This is a genomic window from Amycolatopsis sp. NPDC104819 (assembly GCF_055583145.1).
Window position 1 is genome coordinate 33,024 of the sequence record NZ_JBVJON010000017.1, and the last position, 23,853, is coordinate 56,876.

The 23,853-nt window shown below is 71.4% G+C and carries 20 protein-coding genes and 1 riboswitch; of the genes, 9 read left to right on the plus strand and 11 right to left on the minus strand.

Annotated elements, in window-relative coordinates; genetic code table 11:
* Nucleotides 1-141: 141 nt before the first annotated feature.
* Both ACZ63E_RS39505 and ACZ63E_RS39510 read right to left on the minus strand, forming a co-directional pair.
* Complete coding sequence (locus ACZ63E_RS39505) at nucleotides 142-1,707, minus strand: beta-N-acetylhexosaminidase (RefSeq protein ID WP_465341435.1); 1,566 nt, start codon at nucleotides 1,705-1,707, stop codon at nucleotides 142-144.
* Nucleotides 1,708-1,773: 66 nt separating this feature from the next.
* Nucleotides 1,774-3,651: a propionyl-CoA synthetase gene (locus ACZ63E_RS39510; RefSeq protein WP_465341437.1), complete on the minus strand. Its 1,878-nt coding sequence runs from the start codon at nucleotides 3,649-3,651 to the stop codon at nucleotides 1,774-1,776.
* A gap of 244 nt (nucleotides 3,652-3,895) precedes the next feature.
* Between ACZ63E_RS39510 and ACZ63E_RS39515 the strand changes: the two genes are divergently transcribed.
* The gene (locus ACZ63E_RS39515; protein ID WP_465341439.1) at nucleotides 3,896-5,659 is read left to right on the plus strand and encodes a serine/threonine-protein kinase; all 1,764 of its coding nucleotides are present in this window, start codon (nucleotides 3,896-3,898) and stop codon (nucleotides 5,657-5,659) included.
* On the opposite strand, the gene ACZ63E_RS39520 is transcribed toward ACZ63E_RS39515, so the two are convergent.
* Nucleotides 5,656-6,225 carry a class I SAM-dependent methyltransferase gene (locus ACZ63E_RS39520; RefSeq protein WP_465341440.1) on the minus strand — a complete coding sequence of 190 codons (570 nt, stop codon included), beginning with the start codon at nucleotides 6,223-6,225 and terminating at the stop codon, nucleotides 5,656-5,658. The genes ACZ63E_RS39515 and ACZ63E_RS39520 overlap by 4 nt on opposite strands.
* Before the next feature lie 82 nt (nucleotides 6,226-6,307).
* Between ACZ63E_RS39520 and ACZ63E_RS39525 the strand changes: the two genes are divergently transcribed.
* Nucleotides 6,308-7,021 carry an AraC family transcriptional regulator gene (locus ACZ63E_RS39525; protein WP_465341558.1) on the plus strand — a complete coding sequence of 238 codons (714 nt, stop codon included), beginning with the start codon at nucleotides 6,308-6,310 and terminating at the stop codon, nucleotides 7,019-7,021.
* A gap of 1 nt (nucleotide 7,022) precedes the next feature.
* Here ACZ63E_RS39525 and ACZ63E_RS39530 read toward each other — a convergent pair whose 3' ends face one another.
* Nucleotides 7,023-8,591 carry a dolichyl-phosphate-mannose--protein mannosyltransferase gene (locus tag ACZ63E_RS39530; RefSeq protein WP_465341441.1) on the minus strand — a complete coding sequence of 523 codons (1,569 nt, stop codon included), beginning with the start codon at nucleotides 8,589-8,591 and terminating at the stop codon, nucleotides 7,023-7,025.
* Nucleotides 8,592-8,659: 68 nt separating this feature from the next.
* Between ACZ63E_RS39530 and rsmI the strand changes: the two genes are divergently transcribed.
* On the plus strand, nucleotides 8,660-9,511 hold the full coding sequence (gene rsmI, locus ACZ63E_RS39535) for a 16S rRNA (cytidine(1402)-2'-O)-methyltransferase (RefSeq protein WP_465341442.1): 852 nt from the start codon (nucleotides 8,660-8,662) through the stop codon (nucleotides 9,509-9,511).
* Nucleotides 9,512-9,538: 27 nt separating this feature from the next.
* On the opposite strand, the gene ACZ63E_RS39540 is transcribed toward rsmI, so the two are convergent.
* Nucleotides 9,539-10,072 carry a QsdR family transcriptional regulator gene (locus ACZ63E_RS39540; RefSeq protein WP_465341443.1) on the minus strand — a complete coding sequence of 178 codons (534 nt, stop codon included), beginning with the start codon at nucleotides 10,070-10,072 and terminating at the stop codon, nucleotides 9,539-9,541.
* A gap of 40 nt (nucleotides 10,073-10,112) precedes the next feature.
* Here ACZ63E_RS39540 and ACZ63E_RS39545 point away from each other — a divergent pair, with 40 nt between their 5' ends.
* Nucleotides 10,113-11,072 (plus strand): quinone oxidoreductase family protein, encoded by a 960-nt coding sequence (locus tag ACZ63E_RS39545; protein ID WP_465341444.1) that lies wholly within the window; start codon nucleotides 10,113-10,115, stop codon nucleotides 11,070-11,072.
* A gap of 40 nt (nucleotides 11,073-11,112) precedes the next feature.
* On the opposite strand, the gene ACZ63E_RS39550 is transcribed toward ACZ63E_RS39545, so the two are convergent.
* The 5 genes from ACZ63E_RS39550 to ACZ63E_RS39570 form a co-directional block, all read right to left on the minus strand.
* Nucleotides 11,113-12,342: an aminodeoxychorismate synthase component I gene (locus ACZ63E_RS39550; RefSeq protein ID WP_465341445.1), complete on the minus strand. Its 1,230-nt coding sequence runs from the start codon at nucleotides 12,340-12,342 to the stop codon at nucleotides 11,113-11,115.
* 19 nt (nucleotides 12,343-12,361) lie between these two features.
* Nucleotides 12,362-12,976 (minus strand): glycoside hydrolase family 25 protein, encoded by a 615-nt coding sequence (locus ACZ63E_RS39555; RefSeq protein ID WP_465302364.1) that lies wholly within the window; start codon nucleotides 12,974-12,976, stop codon nucleotides 12,362-12,364.
* A 78-nt stretch (nucleotides 12,977-13,054) separates the two neighbouring features.
* Nucleotides 13,055-13,810: an ABC transporter permease gene (locus ACZ63E_RS39560; protein ID WP_465341446.1), complete on the minus strand. Its 756-nt coding sequence runs from the start codon at nucleotides 13,808-13,810 to the stop codon at nucleotides 13,055-13,057.
* The gene (locus tag ACZ63E_RS39565; RefSeq protein ID WP_465341447.1) at nucleotides 13,800-14,777 is read right to left on the minus strand and encodes an ATP-binding cassette domain-containing protein; all 978 of its coding nucleotides are present in this window, start codon (nucleotides 14,775-14,777) and stop codon (nucleotides 13,800-13,802) included. Before ACZ63E_RS39565 ends, ACZ63E_RS39560 begins: the two co-directional genes overlap by 11 nt.
* Nucleotides 14,778-14,850: 73 nt before the next feature.
* Nucleotides 14,851-15,417: a PadR family transcriptional regulator gene (locus ACZ63E_RS39570; protein WP_465341448.1), complete on the minus strand. Its 567-nt coding sequence runs from the start codon at nucleotides 15,415-15,417 to the stop codon at nucleotides 14,851-14,853.
* 52 nt (nucleotides 15,418-15,469) lie between these two features.
* Between ACZ63E_RS39570 and metG the strand changes: the two genes are divergently transcribed.
* From metG to ACZ63E_RS39595, 5 genes are all read left to right on the plus strand, one after another.
* Nucleotides 15,470-17,266, plus strand: coding sequence for a methionine--tRNA ligase (gene metG, locus ACZ63E_RS39575; protein ID WP_465341449.1), 1,797 nt, complete (start codon nucleotides 15,470-15,472; stop codon nucleotides 17,264-17,266).
* A 10-nt stretch (nucleotides 17,267-17,276) separates the two neighbouring features.
* Complete coding sequence (locus ACZ63E_RS39580) at nucleotides 17,277-18,113, plus strand: TatD family hydrolase (protein ID WP_465302373.1); 837 nt, start codon at nucleotides 17,277-17,279, stop codon at nucleotides 18,111-18,113.
* 209 nt (nucleotides 18,114-18,322) lie between these two features.
* Nucleotides 18,323-19,747 carry a transglycosylase family protein gene (locus tag ACZ63E_RS39585; protein ID WP_465341450.1) on the plus strand — a complete coding sequence of 475 codons (1,425 nt, stop codon included), beginning with the start codon at nucleotides 18,323-18,325 and terminating at the stop codon, nucleotides 19,745-19,747.
* A 328-nt stretch (nucleotides 19,748-20,075) separates the two neighbouring features.
* Complete coding sequence (gene rsmA, locus ACZ63E_RS39590) at nucleotides 20,076-20,912, plus strand: 16S rRNA (adenine(1518)-N(6)/adenine(1519)-N(6))-dimethyltransferase RsmA (RefSeq protein WP_465341451.1); 837 nt, start codon at nucleotides 20,076-20,078, stop codon at nucleotides 20,910-20,912.
* A gap of 146 nt (nucleotides 20,913-21,058) precedes the next feature.
* Nucleotides 21,059-21,165, plus strand: a riboswitch (SAM riboswitch).
* A gap of 193 nt (nucleotides 21,166-21,358) precedes the next feature.
* On the plus strand, nucleotides 21,359-22,372 hold the full coding sequence (locus tag ACZ63E_RS39595) for a methionine ABC transporter ATP-binding protein (protein ID WP_465302379.1): 1,014 nt from the start codon (nucleotides 21,359-21,361) through the stop codon (nucleotides 22,370-22,372).
* A gap of 67 nt (nucleotides 22,373-22,439) precedes the next feature.
* Here the strand turns inward: ACZ63E_RS39595 and ACZ63E_RS39600 are convergent, their stop codons facing one another.
* Nucleotides 22,440-23,837: an MFS transporter gene (locus ACZ63E_RS39600; RefSeq protein WP_465341453.1), complete on the minus strand. Its 1,398-nt coding sequence runs from the start codon at nucleotides 23,835-23,837 to the stop codon at nucleotides 22,440-22,442.
* Nucleotides 23,838-23,853 lie beyond the last annotated feature (16 nt).

Below are 23,853 nucleotides of genomic sequence, written 5' to 3' on the forward strand. Positions count from 1 at the left end.
ACCCACCCCAGAAGCCAGCGCACAGCCCACCTCCGGAACAACCCCCCCCCCCCCCCCCCCTCCCCTCCCCCCCCCCCCCCCCACCCCCCCCCCTCCCTCCCCCCCCCCCCCCCCCCCCCCCCCCCCCCCCCACGACCGGGCTTACTTCCAGTCGACCTGCGGGGAGCGGTAGAAGTTGATCCCCTGGGTCACCCAGCGCGGAGACTGCTTCGCCAGCCGCGCGCGGTAGGCGTCCCAGTTGTGCGTCGACTTCGGGGACCAGCCGATCTCCGCGATCCCCGGCAGCCGAGGGAACGCCATGTACTCGAGGTCGGCGCTGGTCCGGAGCGTCTCGGTCCACAGCGGCGCCTCGACGCCCGCGACCGACTTCTCGCCGACGCCGGTCACCAGCGACGCCGGGTCCCAGTTGTACCCGTCCTTCACCTCGACCAGCGCGGCCCAGTCCTGGCCCAGCGGCGTCGACTCGTCGTACTTCATGTCCAGGTACGCGTAGTTCGCCGGCGACATGAGGATCTTGTTGCCCCGGGCCGCCGCGGCCGCGACCGACTCGTTGTCGCCGCCGAAGTCCCAGTACTGCGGGATCGCCGACGTCGGGAGCGTGGACTTCGCGATCTCGTGCCAGCCGGTGACCTTCTTGCCGTACTTGGCGACGATCGGCTGCACCTTCTGCTGGAAGGTCAGGTAGTCCGCGGGCGGTGTCGCGTGGGCCTCGTCGCCGCCGATGTGCAGGTACTGGCCCGGCGTGATGGCCGCGAGCTCGCGGACGACGTCGTCGACGAACTTGTACGTGATCGGCGAGGAGATGCACAGCGAGCTGTAGCCGACCTCGGTGTCCGTGCGCACCGGGACGGCCTTGCCGTCGCAGTTCAGCTCGGCGTAGGTCGACTGCGCCGCGTTCGTGTGGCCCGGCATGTCGATCTCCGGGATCACCGTGATGTGCCGCGAAGCCGCGTACGCGACGATGTCCTTGTACTGCTTCTGCGTGTAGTAGCCACCCGGGTCGCCGTCGACCGCCGTCTTGCCGCCGACCGTCGCCAGCTTCGGCCAGCTCTTGATCTCGATCCGCCAGCCCTGGTCGTCGGCCAGGTGCAGGTGCAGCGTGTTGATCTTGTACTGGGCGATCTGGTCGATGTAGCGCTTGACCTGGTCCGGCTGGAAGAAGTGCCGGGCGACGTCGAGCATCGCGCCGCGCTCGCCGAAGCGGGGGTAGTCGAGGATCGTGCCGCCCGCGACCGTCCACGTCCGGTGCTGGACGCGCTTCGCGTCGATCGCCGACGGCAGCAGCTGCCGCAGCGACTGGACCCCCTCGAAGAGGCCGTCCGCGGTGTTGGCCTTGAGCGAGACGCCGTCGCGCTCGACCTTCAGCTCGTAACCCTCGGTGCCCGTGCGGGCGTCGTGGCCCAGCTCCAGCGAGATCGCGGGCAGGCCCCACGCGTGCGGCATGACCGGCAGCGGGTAACCGGTGGCCGGGCGCAGCAGGCCGCGCAGGTAGTCCGCGACCTGGCCGGCGCCCCGGTCGGCGCTGATGACGGTGAACGGCGTGAGCCGGAAGTCCGCCTTCGGGTCCGCCTTCGCCGAGACGGGCGCCGGGACCACGTCGGTCACGCTGCGTTCGGGCGCGGCAGGGGAGGCCGCCGCGGCGGCGGGCGCACCGACCGCCGTGAGACTCACGATCGCCGTGGTCAGGACGGCTCTGGACAAGCGCATCAGGGCACCTCCGGTCGGGGACTCCTCCCAAAGGTACAGACCAGCCGGAGCATTTGGAACAGTACTTTACGAACCGCGGAGAGCGGGCCGGATGGCGTCCAGCACCGCCGGATCCTCGATCGTCGAGGGCATCGGTTCGTCGCGGCCGTCGGCGATCGCGCGCATCGCCCGGCGCAGGATCTTCCCGGACCGCGTCTTCGGCAGTCCGTCCACAATGGACACGTCGCGGAAGGCGGCGACCGGGCCGATGTCCTCCCGGACCATGGCCACCAGCTCCGCACGCAGCTGATCCTCGGGGATGTCCGCGCCCGCCTTGAGCGTCACGAACCCGCGGGGCAGCTGGCCCTTGAGCTGGTCGGCGACGCCGATGACGGCGCACTCGGCCACCGCCGGGTGCGACGCCAGCACGGCCTCCATCGACCCGGTGGACAGCCGGTGGCCGGCGACGTTGATGACGTCGTCGGTGCGGCCCATGACGAACAGGTAGCCGTCCTCGTCGAAGTACCCCGAGTCGCCGGTCAGGTAGTAGCCCTCGTAGCGGGAGAGGTAGGCCTGGCGGTAGCGCTCGTCGTCACCCCACAGCGTCGGCAGCGACCCCGGCGGCAGCGGCAGCTTCAGTGTGATGGCCCCTTCCCGCCCGGCCGGCAGCTCGTTGCCCGCGCGGTCGAGGATCCGGATGTCCGAACCCGGGACGGCCTTCGTCACGGACCCGGCCTTGACCGGCATCGGCTCCAGGCCGCAGAGGTTGGACGCGGTCGGCCAGCCGGTCTCGGTCTGCCACCAGTGGTCGATGATCGCCTTGCCCAGCTTCCCGTGCGCCCAGTGGTAGGTCTCCGGGTCGAGCCGCTCCCCGGCCAGGAACAGGGTCTTGAACGCCGAGATGTCGTACTTCGCCAGCTCCACGGCGTCCGGGTCGACCTTCTTGATCGCCCGCAGCGCGGTCGGCGCGCAGTAGAGCCCCCGGACCCGGTGCTCGGCGATGACCCGCCAGAACGCGCCCGCGTCCGGCGTGCCGACCGGCTTGCCCTCGTAGAGCACGGTCGTCGCGCCGACCAGCAGCGGCGCGTAGGCGATGTAGGAGTGGCCGACGACCCAGCCGACGTCCGACGCGCCCCACCAGACGTCCCCCGCGTGGATGTCGTAGACGGCGTCCATGGAGTACGCCAGCCCGACCGCGTGACCGCCGTTGTCCCGCACGACGCCCTTCGGCCGCCCGGTCGTCCCGGACGTGTAGAGGATGTAGAGCGGGTCGGTGGCCGCGAGCGGCACCGGCGCCACCGGCGTGGCGTCCGCGGCCAGCCGGCGCCAGTCCAGGTCACGGCCGGTCAGCTCGGCGAGCGCCTGCTCGCGCTGCAGCACGACGACGTGCTCGGGCTGGTGCTCGGTCATCTTGAGCGCGGTCTCGATGATCGGCTTGTACTCGATCACCCGCGTCGGCTCGATGCCGCAGGAGGCCGCCAGGATCACCTTGGGCTTCGCGTCCTCGACCCGCGCGGCCAGCTCCTTCGGCGCGAACCCGCCGAAGACCACCGAGTGCACCGCGCCGATCCGGGCGCAGGCCAGCATCCCGATCACGGCTTCCGGGACGTTCGGCAGGTAGAGCAGGACGCGGTCACCCTTCGTGACCCCCAGGGAACCGAGCGCGCCGGCGAACCGCGCGACCGTGTCCCGCAGCTCCTCGAACGTGTAGGTGCGTTGCTGTCCGGTCACGGGCGAGTCCCAGATCAGCGCGGCCTGCTCGCCCCGCCCGGCCTCGACGTGCCGGTCCAAAGTGTTGTACGAGGTGTTCAGCTCCCCGTCGGGGAACCAGCGGTAGAAGGGTGGCTGCGAGTCGTCGAGGGCCGTTTTCGGCGCCTTCGTCCAGCTGATCTTTTCCGCCGCTGCCAGCCAGAACGCCTCCGGCTCGGCCAGGCTGCGCCGGTAAGCCTCGGAGTACGCGCCCATTCTCCGCTCCTTCGTGACGCCGGGGTGCCGAAATGGCGGCCCGCTGTCCCTGTCAGGTTTCCGCGAACGGGGGTGCCCCGGCGTCTTCTCGACTGCGCGGGCCGCCGGCGGAACCGCGCGACCACCGGATGCGTCACGGAAAGACCCGGCAACCTCACGGCGGCCGGGAGCGTCCTAAGCTGGACTGCGAGGAAACGCCGCACGGCGGTACGAAGTGAACACGGACAGTGAGGGGAGCCCGGCGGTGAACGGACTCGCGAGCGCGTTGCTCTCGCTAGCCCATTCCTTGTTCGGCCCGGGCTTCTGCCCCGGCGAATGGGTCTGGGCCACGAGTGCGGCCGGCGCGCTCGTCGCACTGTTGCCGCCGATCGGCGCGCTGGCGGTGTCGATCATCCGCAAGGGCACCGGCAACCGGTACGACGTGACGACACTCTCGGTGTTCGGCGGGATCGGCCTGGTCACCACGCTGGTGCTGCCGTGGCTGCTGTCCAACGGCGTGTCGGGGGTCTACCGCGCGGCGTGGGCGGGTGAGGAAAGCGGCCTGACCAGCAAGGAGTGGTCGAGCCTCAACAGCCCCGGCGGCTGCTGGGTGGACAACCAGCGCAACTACCTCGGCGGCGGCCAGTCCGTCTACGACGTGCTGTTCTCCCGCAACGGCAGCGACATCCCGTTCTTCGTCTACCTGCTCGCGTTCGTGGTGCTCGGCGCCGGCTCGCTGCTGTTCGTCATGCTGCAGGGCCGCACGGCCTTCCGCCGCGGCCCGAAGTGGCCGTCCCGGTTCTTCTGGATCCCGTTCGCCGCGATGCTGCTGTTCAGCGTCGGCATGGAGGCGAACACCGCGCTGCACTTCTGGCTCGGGTTCCTGCCGTTCAGCGTGCTGGGCCTGATCCCGGTCGCGATGGTCGGGCCGCCGCCGTGGTCGGTCATCAACCGGCCGGACGTGCCGCCGCGGCGCGACCAGGAGCCGCAGGGCCCGCCGCCGTCGCAGGTCCAGCCGCGGCCCACCCCGCCGCCGCCCCCGCCACCCCCGGTCAACCGGCCGTACCCGAAGACGGCGCTGGCCTCGGCGCCCGAGCCCCCGCCGCCGCCGATGGCGGGCGCGCTGGCCGCGGCCCCGGGCCCGGTCCCGCCGCCGCCCGGCTCGCGCAACGCCGGCGGCAGCCGCTACCGGCGTGTCAAGCAGCTCGGTGCCGGTGGTTTCGGCACGGTCTGGCAGGCCGTCGACACCCAGCTCAACCGCACGGTCGCGCTGAAGATCGCGCACGCGCCGGACCGCGACACCGCCGAGCGCATGCAGCGCGAGGCCCGCGCGCTGGCCGTGGTCAGCCACCCGAACTGCGTCAAGGTGTACGACCTGGCCGAGGAGCCGGACGGCCTCGCGCTGGTCATGGAGTACCTCGAAGGCCGCCCGCTGGCCGAGCTGGTCGACGGCCAGGGCCCGCTCGACGACGTCGCCGCCGGCCGCCTCTGGGCGACGATGGCGGGCGCGCTCGCCGCGGCGCACGAGAAGGGCGTCCTGCACCGCGACATCAAGCCGTCGAACATCGTGCTCGACCCCAGCGGCCTGGCCCACCTCATCGACTTCGGCATCGCCCGCAGCCAGGGCGACTCGAAGATGACGGCGACCGGCATGATGATCGGCACGCCCGACTTCGTCGCCCCGGAGCAGGCGATGGGCGCGACGGCCTCCCCGGCGTCGGACGCCTGGCAGCTGGCCGCGACGATCAGCTACGCGCTGTCCGGCCAGCCCCCGCGTGGCACCCGCGAGACCCCGATGGCGGCGCTGATGGCCGCCGCCCGCGCCGAACCCGTGTCCCGCCTCCCACAGCGCAGCGCCCACGCGCGGCTGCTGGCGGCCTCCCTGGACCCGGAGCCACGCCGCCGCCCGACGCTCAACGCCGTGCGGCGCGAGGTCGAGGGGTGGCTTTCGCGGGCCGGCAAGTCCGCGGACGGCCCGGTGACGCGGGTGGTGCCGCGCCAGCCGGGCAGCCAGCTGCCCCGCCGCTAAGCGGGCTTCACGGCTTCGAAGATCACGAGCTGCTTCGGTTCCAGCTGGACGTCGACCTGCTCGAACCCGGCCTTCTCGAGGCGGCCGGGGAACGTCGCCGCGTCGACGACGTTCATCGTGTCGCCGATGTGCAGCAGGCGGAAGCGCAGGTTGAGCTGGCCGTCGCTGCCGCAGTACGTGCCGCCCGGGCGCAGGACCCTCGCCGCCTCGGCGAAGATCGCGTCCTGCAGCGCCGCGGTCGGGACGTGGTGCAGCATCGTGAAGCAGACGACCGCCGAGAAGCGCCCGGACTCGAACGGCATCTCCGCGCCGCTGCCCTCGACGACGTCGGCGCGGTGGCCGAACTTCGCGCGCAGCAGCTCGGTGGACGCGTGGTCGATTTCCAGGACCGTCAGCTTCGGCACGACGTCGAGCAGCACCTTCGTGGTGGCGCCGAACCCGGGCCCGATCTCGAGGACGTCGTCACCCAGGTCGCGGTCCCGCAGCCACGGCGTCAGGCGCTCCTCGACGGTGTTCGCCCACTTCTCCGAGCTGCAGATCTTGCGGTGGATCAGGTTCATCGGCATGACTTCGACGCTAGGCAGCCGCCCGGGTGACCGGTAGTCGATAGGCTGCCAAGTGATGTCGCTGATCGGTCATTCCGGAGCCATGCTGCTGGGCGAGGTCGACCTGCCCGCCGGCACCTGGTTCCCGCTGCACGAGCACCCCGTGCACCAGCTCGTCTGGTCCGCGCGCGGGGTCGTCGCGGTGAAGGCGGGCGACGCGGGCTGGGTGTTGCCGCCGACCCGCGCGCTCTGGATGCCCGCCGGCGTCCCGCATCGCACCGGCGCCCTCGGCCGGGTGGCGCTGCGCGGTATTTACGCCGACCCCGCGCTGTCGCCGGTGAGCTGGCCGGAGCCGCGGATGGTGGCCGTCCGGCCGCTGCTGCGCGAGCTGCTGGAGTACCTGACCGGTGACGGTGTCGGGGCCGCCGCCCGGCTGTGCGCCGAAGCCGTGGCGTTCGACCTGCTGGAGCCGCTCGACGTGGTGCCGATCGCGGTGCCCTCGCCGGCCGACCCGCGCGCCCGCGACGTCGAGGCGGCGGTGCTGGGCAACCCGGCCGACCCGCGCAGCCTCGCGGAGTTCGGCCGGGACGTCGGCGCGGCGGAGCGCACGCTGGCCCGGATCTTCGTGCGCGAATGCCGGATGACGTTCGGGACCTGGCGCACGCAGGTGCGGTTGCGTGCGGCCTTGCCGTTGCTGGCCCAGCGGCTGCCGCTGGAGACGGTGGCCCAGCGCGTCGGCTACAGCTCGGCGAGCGCGTTCGTGGCGGCCTTCCGCCGCGCGGTCGGCGTCACGCCGGGCGCCTACTTCGCGGGCTGAGCTACCGCCAGGACGGCAGCCAGCGCTCGGCCTCCCAATGGCCGTTCGTGATCGCGATGCCGTTCAGGATCGGCCACAGCCAGGCGAAGTTCGCCACCACCAGCCCGACGTACAGCGACACGACGAGCAGACCGGTCCCGCGTCTCTCGAACCCGCGGCGCGCGCTGCCCAGGACCTGGCCCAGGCACAACGTCAGTCCCAGCACCAGGAACGCGGCGAGCGGTGTCGCGTAGAAGAAGTACATCTGGCGGTCGATGTTGGTGAACCAGAAGACGTACCCGCCGAGGTAGCCGACCAGCACGGCGGCGTAGCGCCAGTCCGCGCGGAAGATCGAGCGCCACACCGACCAACCCAGCATCGGGATCGCCAGCCACCACATCGCCGGCGTGCCGACCAGCATCGTCGCGCTGACGCAGCGGGACTCGCCGCAGCCGGTGACGTCGCCGTCGTAGCTGTAGAGCATCGGGCGCAGCCCCATCGGCCACGTCCACGGCTTCGACTCCCACGGGTGCGGGTTGTCCTTCGGCGTCACCAGCGTCTCGTGGAAGTGCAGGACGTTCGCCGAGTAGTCGCCGAGCGAGCGCAGCGACGCCGGGATCCAGCCCCAGACGCCGGGCGCGATGTCCTTGATCTCGGTGTAGTGCCGGTCGGTGGCCGTCTCGCTGGCGAACCACGCCCAGTACGCGGCGAGGTACATCAGCAGCGGGACCAGCAGGATCGCCCACAGCGCGGGCAGCACGTCCCGGCGGATCGTGCCCAGCCAGGGCCGCTCGACGCCGGCCGCGCGCCGCGCCGCGACGTCGAAGAAGACGCACAGCAGCCCGAACGCGACGATGTAGTACAGCGCCGACCACTTGACGCCGAAGGTCAGCCCGATCATCAGCCCGGTCGCGAACCGCCACCAGCGGAAGCCCAGCTTCGGACCCCACACGGACTCGTTGACCCAGCCCTCGCGCACGGCCGTCGCGAGCCGGGTGCGCACCTGGTCGCGGTCGACCAGCAGGCAGGAGAACGCGGCGAGCACGAACAGCGCGATGAAGATGTCGAGCATGCCCATCCGCGACTGCAGGTGCAGCACACCGTCGCTGATCACCAGGACCCCCGCGATGCCGCCGAGCAGCGTCGAGCGGGTGAGCCGGCGGGCGATCCGGATGGTCAGGAAGATGATGAGCGTGCCGGCCAGCGCGGGCATGATCCGCCAGCCCCAGCCGTTGTAGCCGAACAGCCATTCGCCGACCGCGATCAGCTGCTTCGCCAGCGGCGGGTGGACGACCAGCTCGTAGCCGTAGTTGTCCTCGTAACCGCCGTTGCGCAGCACCTGCCAGGCCTGCGGGACGTAGTGCTTCTCGTCGAAGACCGGGCTGCCCTTGTCGGTCGGCGTGCCCAGGTTCTGCAGCCGGACGATGCCGCCGATCACGGTCAGCACGAGGGTGACGACCCAGCCGCGCAGCCGGTCGGCCGGCATGCCGCGGCCGAGCAGGGTCACTTCGCGGTCGGTGGGCGGCCGGAGCTCCTCCACCGGGTCCGGCCGGACGCTTTCGTCGTCGGGACGGGTCAGCACGGCGGTCACGGGGGCGATCCTACGGGCGGGCCGGGGCGTGCGTCGTCCGGATCCGCTGATCAGCCTAGGCTGGCCGGGTGAGCTCACCGGTTCCTTCCGGCCGCCTGGTCCTGGCGGCGACCCCGCTCGGCGACGTCCGCGACGCCTCGCCCCGCCTGGCGGAAGCACTGGCGGAAGCCGACGTCATCGCGGCCGAGGACACCCGGCGGCTGCGGTCGCTGACCGCGGCGCTGAGCGTGACCCCGCGCGGCCGGGTGGTGAGTTTCTACGAGGACGTCGAGACGGCGCGCCTGCCCAAGCTGCTCGAATCGTTACGCGCGGGCGAGACCGTGGTGCTGGTGACGGACGCCGGAATGCCCAGTGTGTCCGATCCGGGCTTCCGCCTGGTTTCGGCGTGCGTCGCCGAGGACCTTCCGGTCACGTGCCTGCCGGGCCCGTCGGCGGTGACCACGGCGCTCGCTTTGTCCGGTTTGCCGTGCGACCGCTTCTGTTTCGAGGGGTTCGCGCCGCGCAAGCCGGGCGAGCGCTCCCGCTGGCTGTCGTCGTTGCGCGACGAGCCCCGCACGGCGGTGTTCTTCGAGTCCCCGCACCGGCTGGCGTCGACGTTGTCGGACGCGGTGTCGGTGCTGGGCGAGGACCGGCGGGCCGCGGTGTGCCGTGAGCTGACGAAGACGTACGAAGAGGTGAAGCGGGGTTCGCTCGCCTCGCTGGCCGCGTGGGCCGCGGACGGGGTTCGCGGCGAGATCACGGTGGTGCTGTCGGGAGCCGAGCCGCGCGAGGTGTCGGTGGCGGACCTGGTGGAAGAGGTCGCGTCCCGCGTGGCGGCGGGCGAGCGCCTGAAGTCCGCGGCGGCGGAGGTCGCCGAGGCGACCGGGGTGTCCAAAAAGGAGCTTTACGACGCGGTGCTGGCTTCGCGGAAGCCGCGGTGACTCCGGTGGGCGCCGAGGACGGCTGACCTACGTCAGCAGCGCCGTCACCGCGGCGTGGGCCTTCCCGGCGTCGGGCGCGTCCCCGGTGATCACGTCCGTGTACACAAAGGACTCGCCGATCCGCACCAGGAGATAGGCCAGGTCCGGCACCGGAAGCGGCGTCACCAGCCGCCCGGCCTCGACCTCCGACGCCAGCAGCGACTCCAGCTCCGCGATGATCCGCCGCTGGCAGACGCTCGCCCGGGTCGTCAGCAGCCGCAGAGCCCGCTCCGGCTCGCGGCGCAGGAAGTCGCGGAACGGCGGTGAGTCGTTCGCGTACCGGACGTACCCGCTCACGAAGTCCGCGATCCCCGCGGCGCCGCGCCCGGCGCACGACGGCAGCAGCCGGGCGATCGACGCCGCCGACAGGGACCAGAGGATCTCGCCCAGCAGCCGGTCGCGCGACCCCACCCGGCGGTGGAGCGTCGCGCGGCTGATCGAGAGCGTCTCGGCCAGTTCGCCCATGTCCACCCGCTTGCCGGACAGGAACCACTCGCGTGCCAGTTCGAACTCGTGAGACATATGCCAGAATGTCTCACATCAGCCACCGGGAGGACAGCAGATGCGCGCAGTGCAGGTGACCGAGTTCGGCGGGCCCGAGGTGCTCACGCCGGTCGAGCTGCCGGACCCGGTGGCCGGCCCCGGCGAGGTGCTCGTCAACGTCGAGCGCATCGGCGTCAACTACGCCGACACCCACCAGGCCGAGAACTCCTACCTCGCGCCCAGCAAGCTGCCTCTCGTGCCCGGCGGTGAGGTCGTCGGGCGCACCGAGGCCGGCGAACGGGTCGTCGCCCTGCTCAACGGTGGGGGCGGGTACGCCGAGCGGGCCGTCGCGGCCGAGGCCATGACCTTCCCGGTGCCCGACGGCATCAGCGACCTCACGGCGTTGTCCATGCTGGTCCAGGGCGCGACCGCCTGGGTGCTGCTCCGCCGGAACGCCTACCTGGCCGAGGGCGAGTCGGTGGTCGTGCACGCCGCCGCCGGGGGTGTCGGGTCGATCGCCGTGCAGCTCGCCAAGGCGTGGGGCGCCGGCCGGGTGATCGCCACCGCCAGCAGCGAGGAGAAGCGCGCGCTCGCCCTCGAGCTCGGGGCCGACGTCGCGATCGACTCACGCGCGGAAGACATGACGCAGGCCCTGATCGCGGCGAACGACGGCCGCCGCGTCGACATCGTGCTCGACATGGTCGGCGGGACGACGACCGACCAGAGCATCGCCGCGCTCGCGCCGTTCGGCCGGCTGGCGTTCTACGGCATGGCCGGGCGCGAAAGCCCGAAGCCGGTCGACCTCCGCAACGTCCTCGGGCACAGCACGACGATCAGCGGGATGTGGCTGCCGCACGTCTTCCGCCTGCCGGGCAACGTCTTCGGCTCGGCGCTGCGGGAGCTGTTCGGCCTGGTGCTGACCGGCCGGCTCAAGGCGATCGCGGGCGGCGAGTACGCGCTGTCGGACGCCCGCGGCGCGCACGAGGCCCTGCGGTCGCGCGCCACCGTCGGCAAGCTGCTGCTCGACCCCGGCAAGTGATGTCGTGAGTGGTAATTAGGGTTCTAACCCGAATTACCACTCACGACATCTTGGCGAGCAGCGCTTCCAGGGGTGCCGCCTTGTGCAGGCACTCCTGCCACTCCGCCTCCGGGTCCGAGTCGGCGGTGATGCCGCCGCCGACGCCCAGGGCGATCCGGCCGTCGGCGATCTCGAACGTCCGGATCGCGACGTTCAGCTCCAGCCCGGCCGCCGGCGACACCAGCCCGACCGCGCCCGTGTAGACCCCGCGTCCGACCGGCTCCAGCGCCGCGATCAGGTCCAGCGCGCGGATCTTCGGCGCGCCCGTCACCGAGCCGGGCGGGAACGTCGCCGCCAGCAGGTCGGCGTCCGACACCGAAGGCCGCAGCACGCCCGTCACCGTCGAGTCCAGGTGCCAGACCCCCGGCGCCGGCCGGACCTCCAGCAGCGACGGCACCGTCACCGTCCCGACCTCGCACACCCGGCCCAGGTCGTTGCGCACCAGGTCGGTGATCATCACGTTCTCCGCGACGTCCTTGGCGGACTGCCGCAGCAGCCGGGCATTCCCGTCGTCCTGGGGCCCGCGGCGGGGGAGTGTTCCCTTGATCGGCGTCGAGCGCACCGCCCGGCCGTGCCGGGCGAGGAACAGCTCCGGCGAGAACGAGACGACCGAGCCCCACGAGCCCGAGAGGAACGCCGCCCGGCGAGGTGCCAGCGAAGACACACCGGCGGCGAACAGCCCGGCGGGAGAGCCGGAGAACGACCCCGTGAACCGGCTGCAGATGTTCGCCTGGAACAGCTCCCCGGCCTCGATCGCGTGCACGCACGCCTTCACCGCGTCCCGGTGCTCCGAGGGCAGCGGCCGGTGCAGTGGCCCGGCCGTCCACGACGCGGCGGGCGGCGGCACGGCCAGCAGTGACTCCATTGTGGACACCGACGGTCCGCCGCCGTCCAGGGACTCGAGGTGGCAGGCGCCCGAAGCGGTCCACCGCAGCACGTGGTCCGCCCAGCCCCACGCGGCGCCCGGAAGCGCGCCGGAGGCGTCGTAGGCCAGGTACCCGAACCAGCCGCCGCCGACCACGCCGGGCGGGGCGTCGACCTCGCCGGGAGAAGCCGGAAAGCCCGACGGGGAAACGGAAAGCGACGGCGCGATCACCGCCGGTGAGCCGAACCAGTCGCCCGACAGCATGGCCGGCGGCGGGAGCCCGCGCGAGGCGTTGTGGTGGGCGAGTGCCGAGAAAGCGCGCGCGGGTGTCACCTTCGTCCGAAGTGCCCTGCTCGTCACGCGCATGGCGCCATACCACCACACGTCAAAGCAGAAGGTCACCCAATGTGAACGGGTACACGACGGCGTTCTGCTCGACCGGCCCGGTGATGCCCGGCACGTCCGGCGCGCACGCGTGCTGGTGGATGCCGAGCCGCGAGTGGAACCAGCCCGCCCGCCCGGGGATGCCGTTGTGCCGGATCAGCCAGAGCACCACTTCGGAGTCGGCCCAGCGGTCCGGGTGCAGCCGGTGCTGCCAGCAGTCGTAGTCGGCGTAGACGAGCACACGCTCGAGGCGCGCCGCGTGCCGGACGTGCTTGATCCACGCCTTGATGAACCGGTCGTCGACGCTCGGGGCCGCCACCTCCAGCGCCGGCGCCAGCGAGCCGGGCGCGAACGCGCCGAGCTTGCTGGCCGTCCGGACGAAGTGGTCGGCCTGGTCGTGCACCGCGCCGGGCCGCGCGTAGTGCCGGCCGCCGACGTGCAGCCCGGCCTCCTGCGCGCCCGCCATGTTCCGTTCCGCGGCGGAGCTGCTCCAGTTGACGTTCTCGCTGATCGTCACCGACACGAACCGGTTCTGCGCGGCGCGCACGGCCTGCCAGTCGGCGACGCGCTCGCGGTGGGACAGCGAGATGCCGAGTTCGGCTTCCGGCTCCGTCACAGTCCGCCCCCGGCGCGTAGATGAGAGCACACCATACGTCGCCGGGAGCGGACCCGCAGTGACCCACGCCTGGTTTGATCAGGCGTTTTCTTTCTGGAACGTTCGGGTGCCCCACCACACGGACACCACCGCCATCACCAGCACCACGACGCCGCCGGTGAACAAGGCGTCCATCGTGAAGTCGCCGCGGAAGGCGTTGCGCTCGACGTCCACCACGTGCCGGAACGGGTTGATCTGCGAAACCGTGTACAGCCACTGCGGCGCCTTGCCCGCCGTGATCGGCAGCAGGATCCCGGAAAGCAGCAGCAGCGGGATGAGCACGGCGTTGAGCAGCGCCGGGAACGTTTCCTCGCTCTTGAGCGTCAACGCCAGCGCGTAGGAGCACGATGCGAGCGAAACCGCCAGCAGGAAGACGATCACGAGGCTCAGCAGCACCCCGCCGACCGGCGCGTCGAGGTCGAACGCCAGGTACGCCAGCACGATGATCAGCACCGCCTGCACGACCGCCTGCAGGGCGCTGGCCAGCACCTTGCCGAGCAGCAGCGCGCCGCGGCTGACCGGCGTCACCCGGAACCGCTCGACCACGCCGGAGCGGTACTCGGCCAGCAGCCCGAACCCGACGAACGAGCTGCCGAACAGCGCCAGCTGCGCGACCAGCGCCGGGGTGAGCAGCATCCAGCCGTCCGCTTCGGGCAGGCCGACGGCCTTGACCATCAGCGGCCCGAACAGGAACAGGTACAGCAGCGGCTGCATGATCCCGATCAGGATCCACGTCGGGTTGCGCAGCGCCGCGGTCATGTCGCGGCGGAAGATCAGCCAGGTGTCACGCAGCACGGGTGCCCTCCTCGGCTTCGCGCAGCGAGCGCCCGGTCAGGGTCAGGAAGACGTCGTCCAGCGTCGGCCGGTGGACCTGCATCGACAGCATCGAGATGCCCTTGGCGTCCAGTGCCCGCAGCAGCTCCGGCAGCGCGACGTCGCCGCGCGGCACGCGGAAGCGCACCAGCCCGTCGGTGACCGACAGCTCGTGCGCGCCGGCCAGCCGCCCGGCGATCTCGGCGGCGTCCGTGCCCTGCCCGGGCTCGACGCCGGCCTCGACGCGGTCGCCGCTGACCCGCGCCTTCAGCGCGTCCGGCGTGCCCTCGGCGACGATCCGGCCGTCGTCGATGACGATCAGCCGGTCGGACAGCGCGTCGGCCTCGTCGAGGTAGTGGGTCGTGAGGAAGACCGTGACGCCCTGCTCGGCGCGCAGGCGGCGGATGTGCTCCCACAGGTTGGCGCGGCTCTGCGGGTCGAGCCCGGTCGACGGCTCGTCGAGGAACACCAGGCCGGGCGAGTGGATCAGCCCGAGCGCGATGTCGAGCCGCCGCCGCTGCCCGCCGGACAGCGTCTTGGCCGGCCGCTGGTCCAGCCCGGTGAGATCGAGCTGCTCGGCGAGCTCGGCGCCGCGCGCGATCGCGTCGGCCTTGCTCATCCGGTAGAGCCGCCCCTGCAGCTCGAGCTCGTCGGCGACCTTGCTTTCGGGCGCGCTGCCGCCGCCCTGGGCGACGTAGCCGATCCGCTTGCGCACGCCGAGCGGGTCGGTCAGCAGGTCGCGGCCGCCGACGGTCGCGGTGCCCGCGGTCGGCTCGAGCAGCGTGGTGAGCATGCGCAGGGTCGTGGTCTTCCCGGCGCCGTTCGGGCCGAGGAAGCCGACCAGCTCGCCCGCTTCGACGTCGAGGTCGACGCCCTTCACCGCGTGGACTTCGCCCCCAGTGCGGCCCTTGCGGCGGAACCGCCGCTCGAGGCCGCGTGCCGTGATCATGGGATCTCCTAATCAAACTTGACTACTGGAAGCGCACACTGTCCCCCAAGGAGAGCTCGCTAGTCAAACTTGATTACTCGCCGGCCATCACGTACTCGCCCGCTTCCAGCCGGGCGATCAGGCCTTCGAGCCAGGTCAGGCTCGCGTCCGTGATCCCGCCCCACAGCCGGTACAGCTCGCCGACGTGCTCGGGCGTGCCCAGCTCCATGCTGGCCTTCACCTCGTCGAGCATCAGCACGGCCTGCCGCTGCTCGGCCTCCAGGTGCACCAGCCGGTGCCGGAGCAGGTTGACCACCCGGGCCCGTGGCAACGTCGTCATCAGCGAGATCCCGGCCGACAGGTCCGGGTGGTTGAGCTCCGGATCGGAGAGGGCCTTGGAGAGCAGGACCTGGTACTCCTGCTCGCCGACGTCGGTGAGCCGGTAGGCGACGCGGTCCGGGCCGCCGTCGCCCGGCTCGACGTCGACCTGCTCCAGCAGCTCCTCGGTGGTCATCTTCTTCAGCGCGTGGTAGATCGACCCCGGCTGGACGTTGGCCCACTTGTCCGCCGACCAGCTCAGCAGTTCACGCCGCACCTGGTACCCGTGCGCGCGGCCGTACATGCGGACCACACCGAGCACCAGCAACCGTGTCGCGGACAACTGGGCCTCCCTCCCGACAAAGCGCGTGACGCCCTCCGTAGGCTAATAAGGTATGAGCACCCCCGTGTTGACCGCGGTGGCCTGGCCCTACGCCAACGGCCCCCGCCACATCGGCCACGTGTCCGGATTCGGCGTCCCGTCCGACGTCTTCTCGCGCTACCAGCGAATGGCCGGCAACCGGGTGCTCATGGTGTCCGGGACCGACGAACACGGCACCCCGATCACGGTCCAGGCCGACAAGGAGAACTCGACCCCGCAGCTGACGGCGGACAAGTACACCCGCCAGATCGGCACCGACCTGCAGGGCCTCGGCCTCTCCTACGACCTGTTCACCCGGACCACGACCGGCAACCACGCCGAGGTGACGCAGCAGATCTTCCTGGCGCTGCACCGCAACGGCTACGTCGTGCCGAAGACCACGCGCGGGGCGATCAGCCCGTCCACCGGCCGCACGCTGCCCGACCGCTACGTCGAGGGCACCTGCCCGATCTGCGGGTACGACGGCGCGCGCGGCGACCAGTGCGACAACTGCGGCAACCAGCTCGACGCCGCGGAGCTGATCAACCCGAAGTCGCGGATCAACGGCGAGACGCCGAAGTTCGTCGAGACCGAGCACTACTTCCTCGACCTGCCGGCGTTCACCAAGACCCTCGGCGACTGGCTGGGCACCAAGACCGACTGGCGCCCGAACGTCCTCAACTTCACCAAGAACCTGATCGACGACATGCGGCCCCGGCCGATCACCCGTGACCTCGACTGGGGCGTCAAGATCCCGCTCGACGGCTGGCGCGACCAGCCGCTGAAGCGGTTCTACGTCTGGTTCGACGCGGTGATCGGGTACTTCTCGGCCAGCGTCGAGTGGGCGCGGCGCTCCGGCAACCCGGACGCGTGGCAGGAGTGGTGGAACAACGCCGACGCCCGGTCGTACTACTTCATGGGCAAGGACAACATCACCTTCCACGCCCAGATCTGGCCGGCGCTGCTGTTCGGCCACAACGGCGAGGGTGACAAGGGCGGCGAGCCCGGCAAGTACGGCAGGCTGCACCTGCCGGACGAGATCGTCTCCAGCGAGTTCCTCACCATGAGCGGCTCGAAGTTCTCGACCTCGCGCGGGCGCGTCATCTACGTCGAGGACTTCCTGCGCGACTTCGGCCCGGACACGCTGCGGTACTTCATCTCGGTCGCCGGCCCGGAGACCCAGGACACGGACTTCACCTGGGACGAGTTCGTCCGCCGGACCAACTTCGAGCTGGCCAACGAGTGGGGCAACCTGGTCAACCGGTCCATCTCGATGGCGCACAAGAACGTCGGCGCCATCCCGCGTCCGGAAGCCCCGACGGCGGCCGACGAGGAGCTGAAGGCCCTGTCCCGCAAGGCCTTCGACACCGCGGGCGCGCACCTGGCCCGGTCCCGGTTCAAGCTGGCGGCGGGCGAGGCGATGAAGGTCGTCACCGCGGCGAACAAGTACATCTCCGACCAGGAGCCGTGGAAGCTCAAGGACGACCCGACGCGGCGCGACACGGTGCTGCACACCGCGCTGCAGGTCGTCTCCGACGCGAACACGCTGCTGACGCCGTTCCTGCCGCACTCGGCCCAGAAGGTCCACGAGGCCCTCGGCGGCACCGGCGTCTGGGCCGCCCAGCCGGAGCTCAAGGAGGTCGACGACCTCGACATCGACGGCCGGGTCAACCCGATCCTCACCGGCGACTACGCGGCCGAGCAGGCGAAGTGGGAGTCGAAGCCGATCGAGGTCGGCAAGCCGCTGGCCAAGCCGACCCCGCTGTTCACGAAGCTCGACCCGGCGCTGGGTGAGACCGGCCCGGAATGGGCACCGATCGTCAAGGAGTAAGAGGTAGTGCATGGGTGACGAGAAGCGCGAGCTGCCGCCTGTCCCGGACAGGCTCCCGGTGTCGGTGGTGGACGCGCACACCCATCTCGACGCGTGCGGCGCGGTCACCGCGGCCGAAGTCACGGCCATGGTCGACCGCGCCGAGCGCGCCGGCGTCGCCCGCGTCGTCACGGTCGCCGACGACCTCGCCTCCGCCCGCTGGGCGGCCGAGGCGGCGACCTGGGACCCGCGCGTGTGGGCCGCGGTCGCGATCCACCCGACGCGGACCAAGGCCTTCGGCGAGGCCGAGAAGTCCGAAGTGGAGCGCCTGGCCGGCCAGGACCGCGTGGTCGCCGTCGGCGAGACCGGCCTCGACTACTACTGGGACTACTCGCCGCACGACGCCCAGCAGGAGGCGTTCCGCTGGCACATCGACCTCGCCAAGCGGCTGGACAAGCCGCTGATGATCCACGACCGCGAGGCCCACGACGACGTGCTGCGCATCCTGGCCGAAGAGAATGCGCCGAATGCCGTAATCTTCCATTGTTTTTCCGGGGACGCGGAAATGGCCCGCAAGTGCGTCGACGCGGGGTACGTCCTTTCCTTCGCGGGCACGGTGACGTTCAAGAACGCGAAGGGGCTCCACGAGGCGGCCCGGCTCTGCCCGGCGGACCAGTACCTCGTCGAAACCGACGCGCCGTTTCTGACCCCCCACCCGTTCCGAGGGCGGCCGAACGAGCCGTTCGGCGCGGCTTACACCGTCCGTCACCTCGCGGCGCTCAGGGGCGAAGCTGTCCACGAAGTCGCCGAATCGGTCCGGACCACTGCCGAGCGGGTCTACCGACTCCCCAGTGTCACAACGGGATAAACGCACTGCGACATCGGTGTTCCTTGATCGCCCACTCGATCTAGTGACCCAGATCACGACACTCCGGGGGGTGTTTGCGCAACCCGGCGAGACCCGTTACTGTCCCGTGATCGTGCCGGTCGGGCCTGCGCTCAGCAGCTTCCGATCGTCACGCCCAGTCGTAGAGACGGCGCCCCCGACCGCCGTCTCGTGAAAGGGAACGATCCCCGGTGACAGGTAGCAGACAGGCTGGAGCACGCTCCGCCGTCCTCGAACGGAGCTATTTCGAGGACACCGCGTACGGCCAGCTCGACTTCTCCGACGACCCGAACATCACGCAGCAGGACATCCTCGCCGCCCTCGGCCCCGACGCCGACGCGATGATGGCCGAGATCGACGTCGACGTCGACGAGCTGATCCGGCTCATCAACGCCGAGACGACCTACCTGCCGCCGATCGTCATCCCGGACGAGATCGAGGCGGACCGCACCGCGTCCCCGCAGGCCAAGCGGGCCATGCTGGACGAGGGGCTGCGCGAGACCACCAAGGTCTGGAAGCGCCGGTTCCTCAAGGGCGCCGTCCTCAGCGTCATGATCAGCATCGCCGGTGGTGGCGCCGCCGCGCTGGCGATGAACAAGAGCGTCACCGTCGACGTCGACGGCCAGCAGCAGACCGTGCACTCGTTCGGCGACACCGTCGGCGAGGTGCTCGAGGACGCGGGCCTGTCCGTCGGCGCGCACGACTCGCTTTCCCCGTCCCCGCAGGCCGAGGTCGGCGACGGCGGGGTCATCAAGCTCGAGCGCGGCCGTCAGCTGAAGATGATCGTCGACGGCGCGGAGCACACCTCCTGGGTCCGCGCGACCCACCTGGGTGAGGCGCTCAGCCAGCTCGGCATGACCGGCATGGACAAGCCCGGCACGTGGATGTCGATGGCGAAGGACGGCGAGCTGCCCCTCCAGGGCGCCACCGTCGAGATCAAGACCCTCAAGAACATCACGCTGTACGACGGCGCGAACGCGCCGAAGCCGGTCAAGACGACCGCGGTCACCACGAAGGAGTTCCTGGGCGAGTACAAGCTCACCCTGGGCCCGGAGGACGCCGCCGAAGGTGGCCTGGACGTCAAGCTGACCGACGGCGCCGAGGTGCACATCAGCCGCACCGGCGTCTCGACGGTCGTCCAGAAGGAGACCATCGACCCGCCCGAGCAGAAGGTCGACGACCCGAACCTCGAGAAGGGCAAGACCGAGGTCGAGGACCCCGGCACGCCCGGCGAGAAGATGGTGACCTACAAGGTCACGCAGAAGAACGGCAAAGAGGTCTCGCGCGAGAGCGTCTCCGAGCAGGTCATCACGGAGGCCAAGCCGAAGATCATCCACGTCGGCACGAAGAAGCCGGCGAACCCGGTCATCGGCGACGCGTCCTCGTGGGACCGCATCGCGCAGTGCGAGTCGGGCGGCAACTGGGCCACCAACACCGGCAACGGCTACTACGGCGGCCTCCAGTTCGACAAGCAGACCTGGAACGCCTACGGCGGCTCCCAGTACGCGGCGCTGCCGAGCCAGGCGACGCGCGAGCAGCAGATCTCGGTGGCCGAGAAGGTCCGCGACGCCCGCGGCGGTTACGGCGCCTGGCCGGTCTGCGGCAAGAAGGCCTGACGAACTCCCGAACCGGCCCCCGTCCTCCCCGGACGGGGGCCTTTTCGCGTGCGCCGAGGGGCATCACGCGTGCGCCGAGGGGCATCACGCGTGTCCCGAGGGGAATCACGCGTGTCCGGAGAGGCATCACCCGTGATTGGCGGGGCATCACACCCGATGCCCGCCCAGTCACGCGTGATGCCTGCTCAATCACGCGAGATGCCCCTCCAATCACGCGAGTTCCGCGCTCAGTCACGCGAGTTCCGTCCCTGATCACGCGAGTTCCGTCCTCGATCACCGCGAACCGACCGTCCGGGGGCGCGAGATGTCCCATCGGTAAGCTCGGCCGGTGGTTGAACTGCTGGGACCTGCCGAGATCCGCGGGCTGGCGGCCGAACTCGACGTGCGGCCGACGAAGAAGCTCGGGCAGAACTTCGTGCACGATCCCAACACCGTCCGCCGGATCGTCGAGCTCGCCTCGGTCGGTCCGGACGACGTCGTGCTCGAGGTCGGGCCCGGCCTCGGGTCGCTGACGCTGGGGCTGCTCGCCACCGGCGCGCGGGTCGTCGCCGTCGAGATCGATCCCAAGCTGGCCGAACGGCTGCCGAAGACTGTCGCCGAGCGGGGGCCGGACGCCGCCGAGCGCCTCACCGTCCTCGAGGCCGACGCCATGCGCGTCACCGATGCCGAGCTGCCGGCGCCGACTGCCCTCGTCGCCAACCTCCCCTACAACGTCGCCGTGCCGGTGGTGCTGCACCTGCTCGCCGAAGTGCCGTCGCTCACCTCCGGCCTCGTGATGGTCCAGACCGAGGTCGCCGACCGGATGGCGGCGGGCCCGGGCAGCCGGATCTACGGCGTGCCGAGCGTCAAGCTCGCCTGGTACGGCCCGGCGCGCAAGGTCGCCGCGGTGCCACGCTCGGTGTTCTGGCCGGTACCAAACGTCGACTCCGCGCTCGTCGCCTTCGAGCGCGGCGACGCGCCGGCGTCCGACGACCGGGAACGGCTCTTCGGGCTCGTCGACGCCGCTTTCTCACAGCGCAGGAAGACGCTCCGGGCCGCGCTGGCGGGCTGGGCGGGCTCGGCCGAGCGCGCCGGCGAGCTGCTGGCGGCCGCCGGGATCGACCCGAAGACGCGCGGCGAGCAGCTCGACGTCCACGACTTCGCCCGGCTCGCCGCCGCCCGCTAGCCGCGGGCGACGTCCACTGTGGATGTCAACCGGCAGGGTGCTCGCCGACGTCTCCCGGCGTGCGCGTCTCGCCATCCGGACGCCGCCAGTCGTGTGATCTGGGCCAACGGGCTTGCGTTCGCTCTGCGGGATCGGTTTACTCAGTATGTCCATCCCGAGCGACTGAGAGACCTGGCTCGCCGAAGTCGCAGCAACCACCCTCCACAGGGCAGGTGCTACCGCCAGGACCGATGGAGGCCGTTTCCGATGAAGAGGGTAGCTCGCCCCCTGCTGCTGACCAGGCGTCGCGTAGTCGACGAAGGCCGCCGCTCCGTGACCGCATGTCGACGCTCCAACTGAGCTTTCCCGAGCCGGTCCACCTCTTCTTCTCGCACCGTCCATAGAGGACGGATTTCGTCTGCGGCCGGGCGCCTCCGAGTGAGCGCGCCCCGTTTTCTGGAGCCTTCGTGATCACCGTCGAAAACCTGTCCAAGTCCTTCGCCACCAACGGAAACTCGGTCGTCGCCCTGCGCGACGTGAGCGTCGACGTCCAGGCCGGCTCGCTGTTCGGCGTGGTCGGTCCCGCCGGTTCGGGCAAGTCCGTCCTGGCCCGCTGCATCGCGCTGCAGGAGCGTCCCGACCGTGGTGTCGTCCGGCTCGACGGCCTCAACACCGGCACCCTCGACGGCCGCCGGCTGCGGGAGATCCGCCGCCAGCTGGGCATCGTCGGCTCGAAGCCGGAGCTGATCGCCGAGCGCACCATCGCCGGCAACATCGCCTCCCCGCTGGAGCAGCTCGGGGTCGACGGCCCGCAGCGCCGCAGCCGCGTCGGCTCCCTGCTCGACCTCGTCGGCCTGACGCCGCGCGCCGCGCAGCGCCCCTCGGAGCTGTCCGTCGGTCAGCTCCGCCGGGTCGCGGTCGCGAAGGCGCTCGCGGCGGCCCCCGCCGTGCTGCTCGCGGACGACCCGACCGCCGGTGTCGACCCGGAGGAGGCCGGCGCGGTGCTCACCGTGCTCGACCGGGCCCGGTCCGAGCTGGGGGTCACCGTGGTGGTCACCACGCCGGACGCCGGGGTGGTCCGCCGGGTCTGCGACGACGTCGCGGTGCTGGAGGACGGCACGGTCGTCGAGCGCGGCACGGTGCTCGACCTGATCTCCAACCCGGCCAGCCGCACCGCACAGGCGCTGCTGCCGGCCATCGAGACCCCCCGCTCGCAGGGTGCGCGTTACGACCGCTCGGTCGACGTCGTGCTGGTCGGCTTCGCGTCGGTCGGCGCGTTGCTGCCCGAGGCGGCGGGCCGGTTCGACGTCGAGTTCGCCACCATCGGCGGCGGCCTGACCCGGATCGGCGACACCCCGGTCGGCCGCTTCCGCCTCGGCGTCCGCGGCGAGCGCGCCGACGCGGCCCTCGCGTGGGTCACCGAGCGCGGTGGCCACGTCACGCACACGGCTCGCGGCCCCCAGGGTGTCGCGGCCGCCTGACCTCCAGCGCCCCAAGGCGGCCTTGGGTGCGTTGAACGCACCGAAGGCCACATTGGGGCGCTCGGGGTCAGCGGGTGCCGCGCGGCAGGACCAGCAACGCGGTGAGCGCCGCGGCGCCGATGAGGCCCGCCGCCCAGGCCGCGGCCGTCGTGTAACCGTGGACGATCGCCGCCGGCGTGGTCAGCCCGGCCGCCGCCGCGGTGGCGATCGTGTTCAGCGCCGCCGTCCCGAGCGAAGCTCCCACCTGCTGTGACGTCGTCACGAACGCCGACGCCGCGCCCGCTTCACGCGCGCCGACCCCGCGGGTCGCGACGTTCAGCACCACCGGCATGCTCAGCCCGGCCCCGACCCCCAGCAGCAGCTGCATCGGCAGGATCACCGTGACGTACGACGCGTCCGGCGTCAGCCGTGTGGCGAGCAGGAGCCCGCAGCCGAGCACGAACAGCCCGCCCGCCAAGAGAGGCCGCGGTCCGACGCGGGCCAGCAGCCGGCTCGACACCTGTGTGGACGTCAGCATGTTCGCGCCGAGCGTCGGCAGGAACGCCAGCGCCGCGGCCAGCGCGCCGTACCCCATCACGACCTGCAGCTGGTAGGTCAGGAACAGGAACATCCCGAACGCGCCGAACGACGCCGCCCCGATCGTCAGGTACGCGACGGCGCGGGCACGGTCGCGCACCACCGTGAGCGGCAGCAGCGGGTGCGGGTGCCGGGCCTGCCGGCGCACGAACAGTCCGAGCAGCACAATGGAGGCTGTCAGGGAACCCAGTACCACCAAGGAGTTCCAGCCCTCAGTGGCCACTTCGGACAGTGCGTGCACGAGCAGCACGATCCCGCCGCAGCTGAGCAGTGCACTGGTCCAGTCCAGCTTGGTCTCCCGGTGCGCGGCGGCCGCGGGCACGGCGAACCAGGCGCCCAGCCCGGCCAGTATCGCGATCGGCACGTTGACGTAGAGGCTCCAGCGCCAGTCTAGGAACTCCGTCAGCGCGCCGCCGACGGTGAGCCCGACCGCGGAGCCGGACATCATGATGGCGCTGAAGATCCCGAACGCCTTCGCGCGTTCACGCGGTTCGGTGAAGGTCAGCGTCAGCAGGGACATCGTCGACGGCGCGAGCAGCGCCGCGAACACACCCTGCGCGGCCCGCGCGCCGATCAGCCACGCCGGCGACGGCGCGGCGCCGCCGATCGCGGACGCGACGGCGAACCCGGCGACCCCGGCCATCAGCGTGGTGCGGCGGCCGATCCGGTCGGCGAGCCGGCCGCCGAGCAGCAGCAGGCCGCCGAAAGCCAGCGTGTACGCGGAAATCGTCCACTGGCGGCCGGTGTCGGACATGCCCAGCGCGTGCTGCGCCGACGGCAGGGCGATGTTCACGACGGTCGTGTCGAGCACGACCATGAGCTGGGCCAGGCCCAGCGCGCCGAGGGCGAGCCACCGGCTCGCCGTGCGTGGTGGTGCGGCTGTGGTCATGACGGACCCCCGGGGT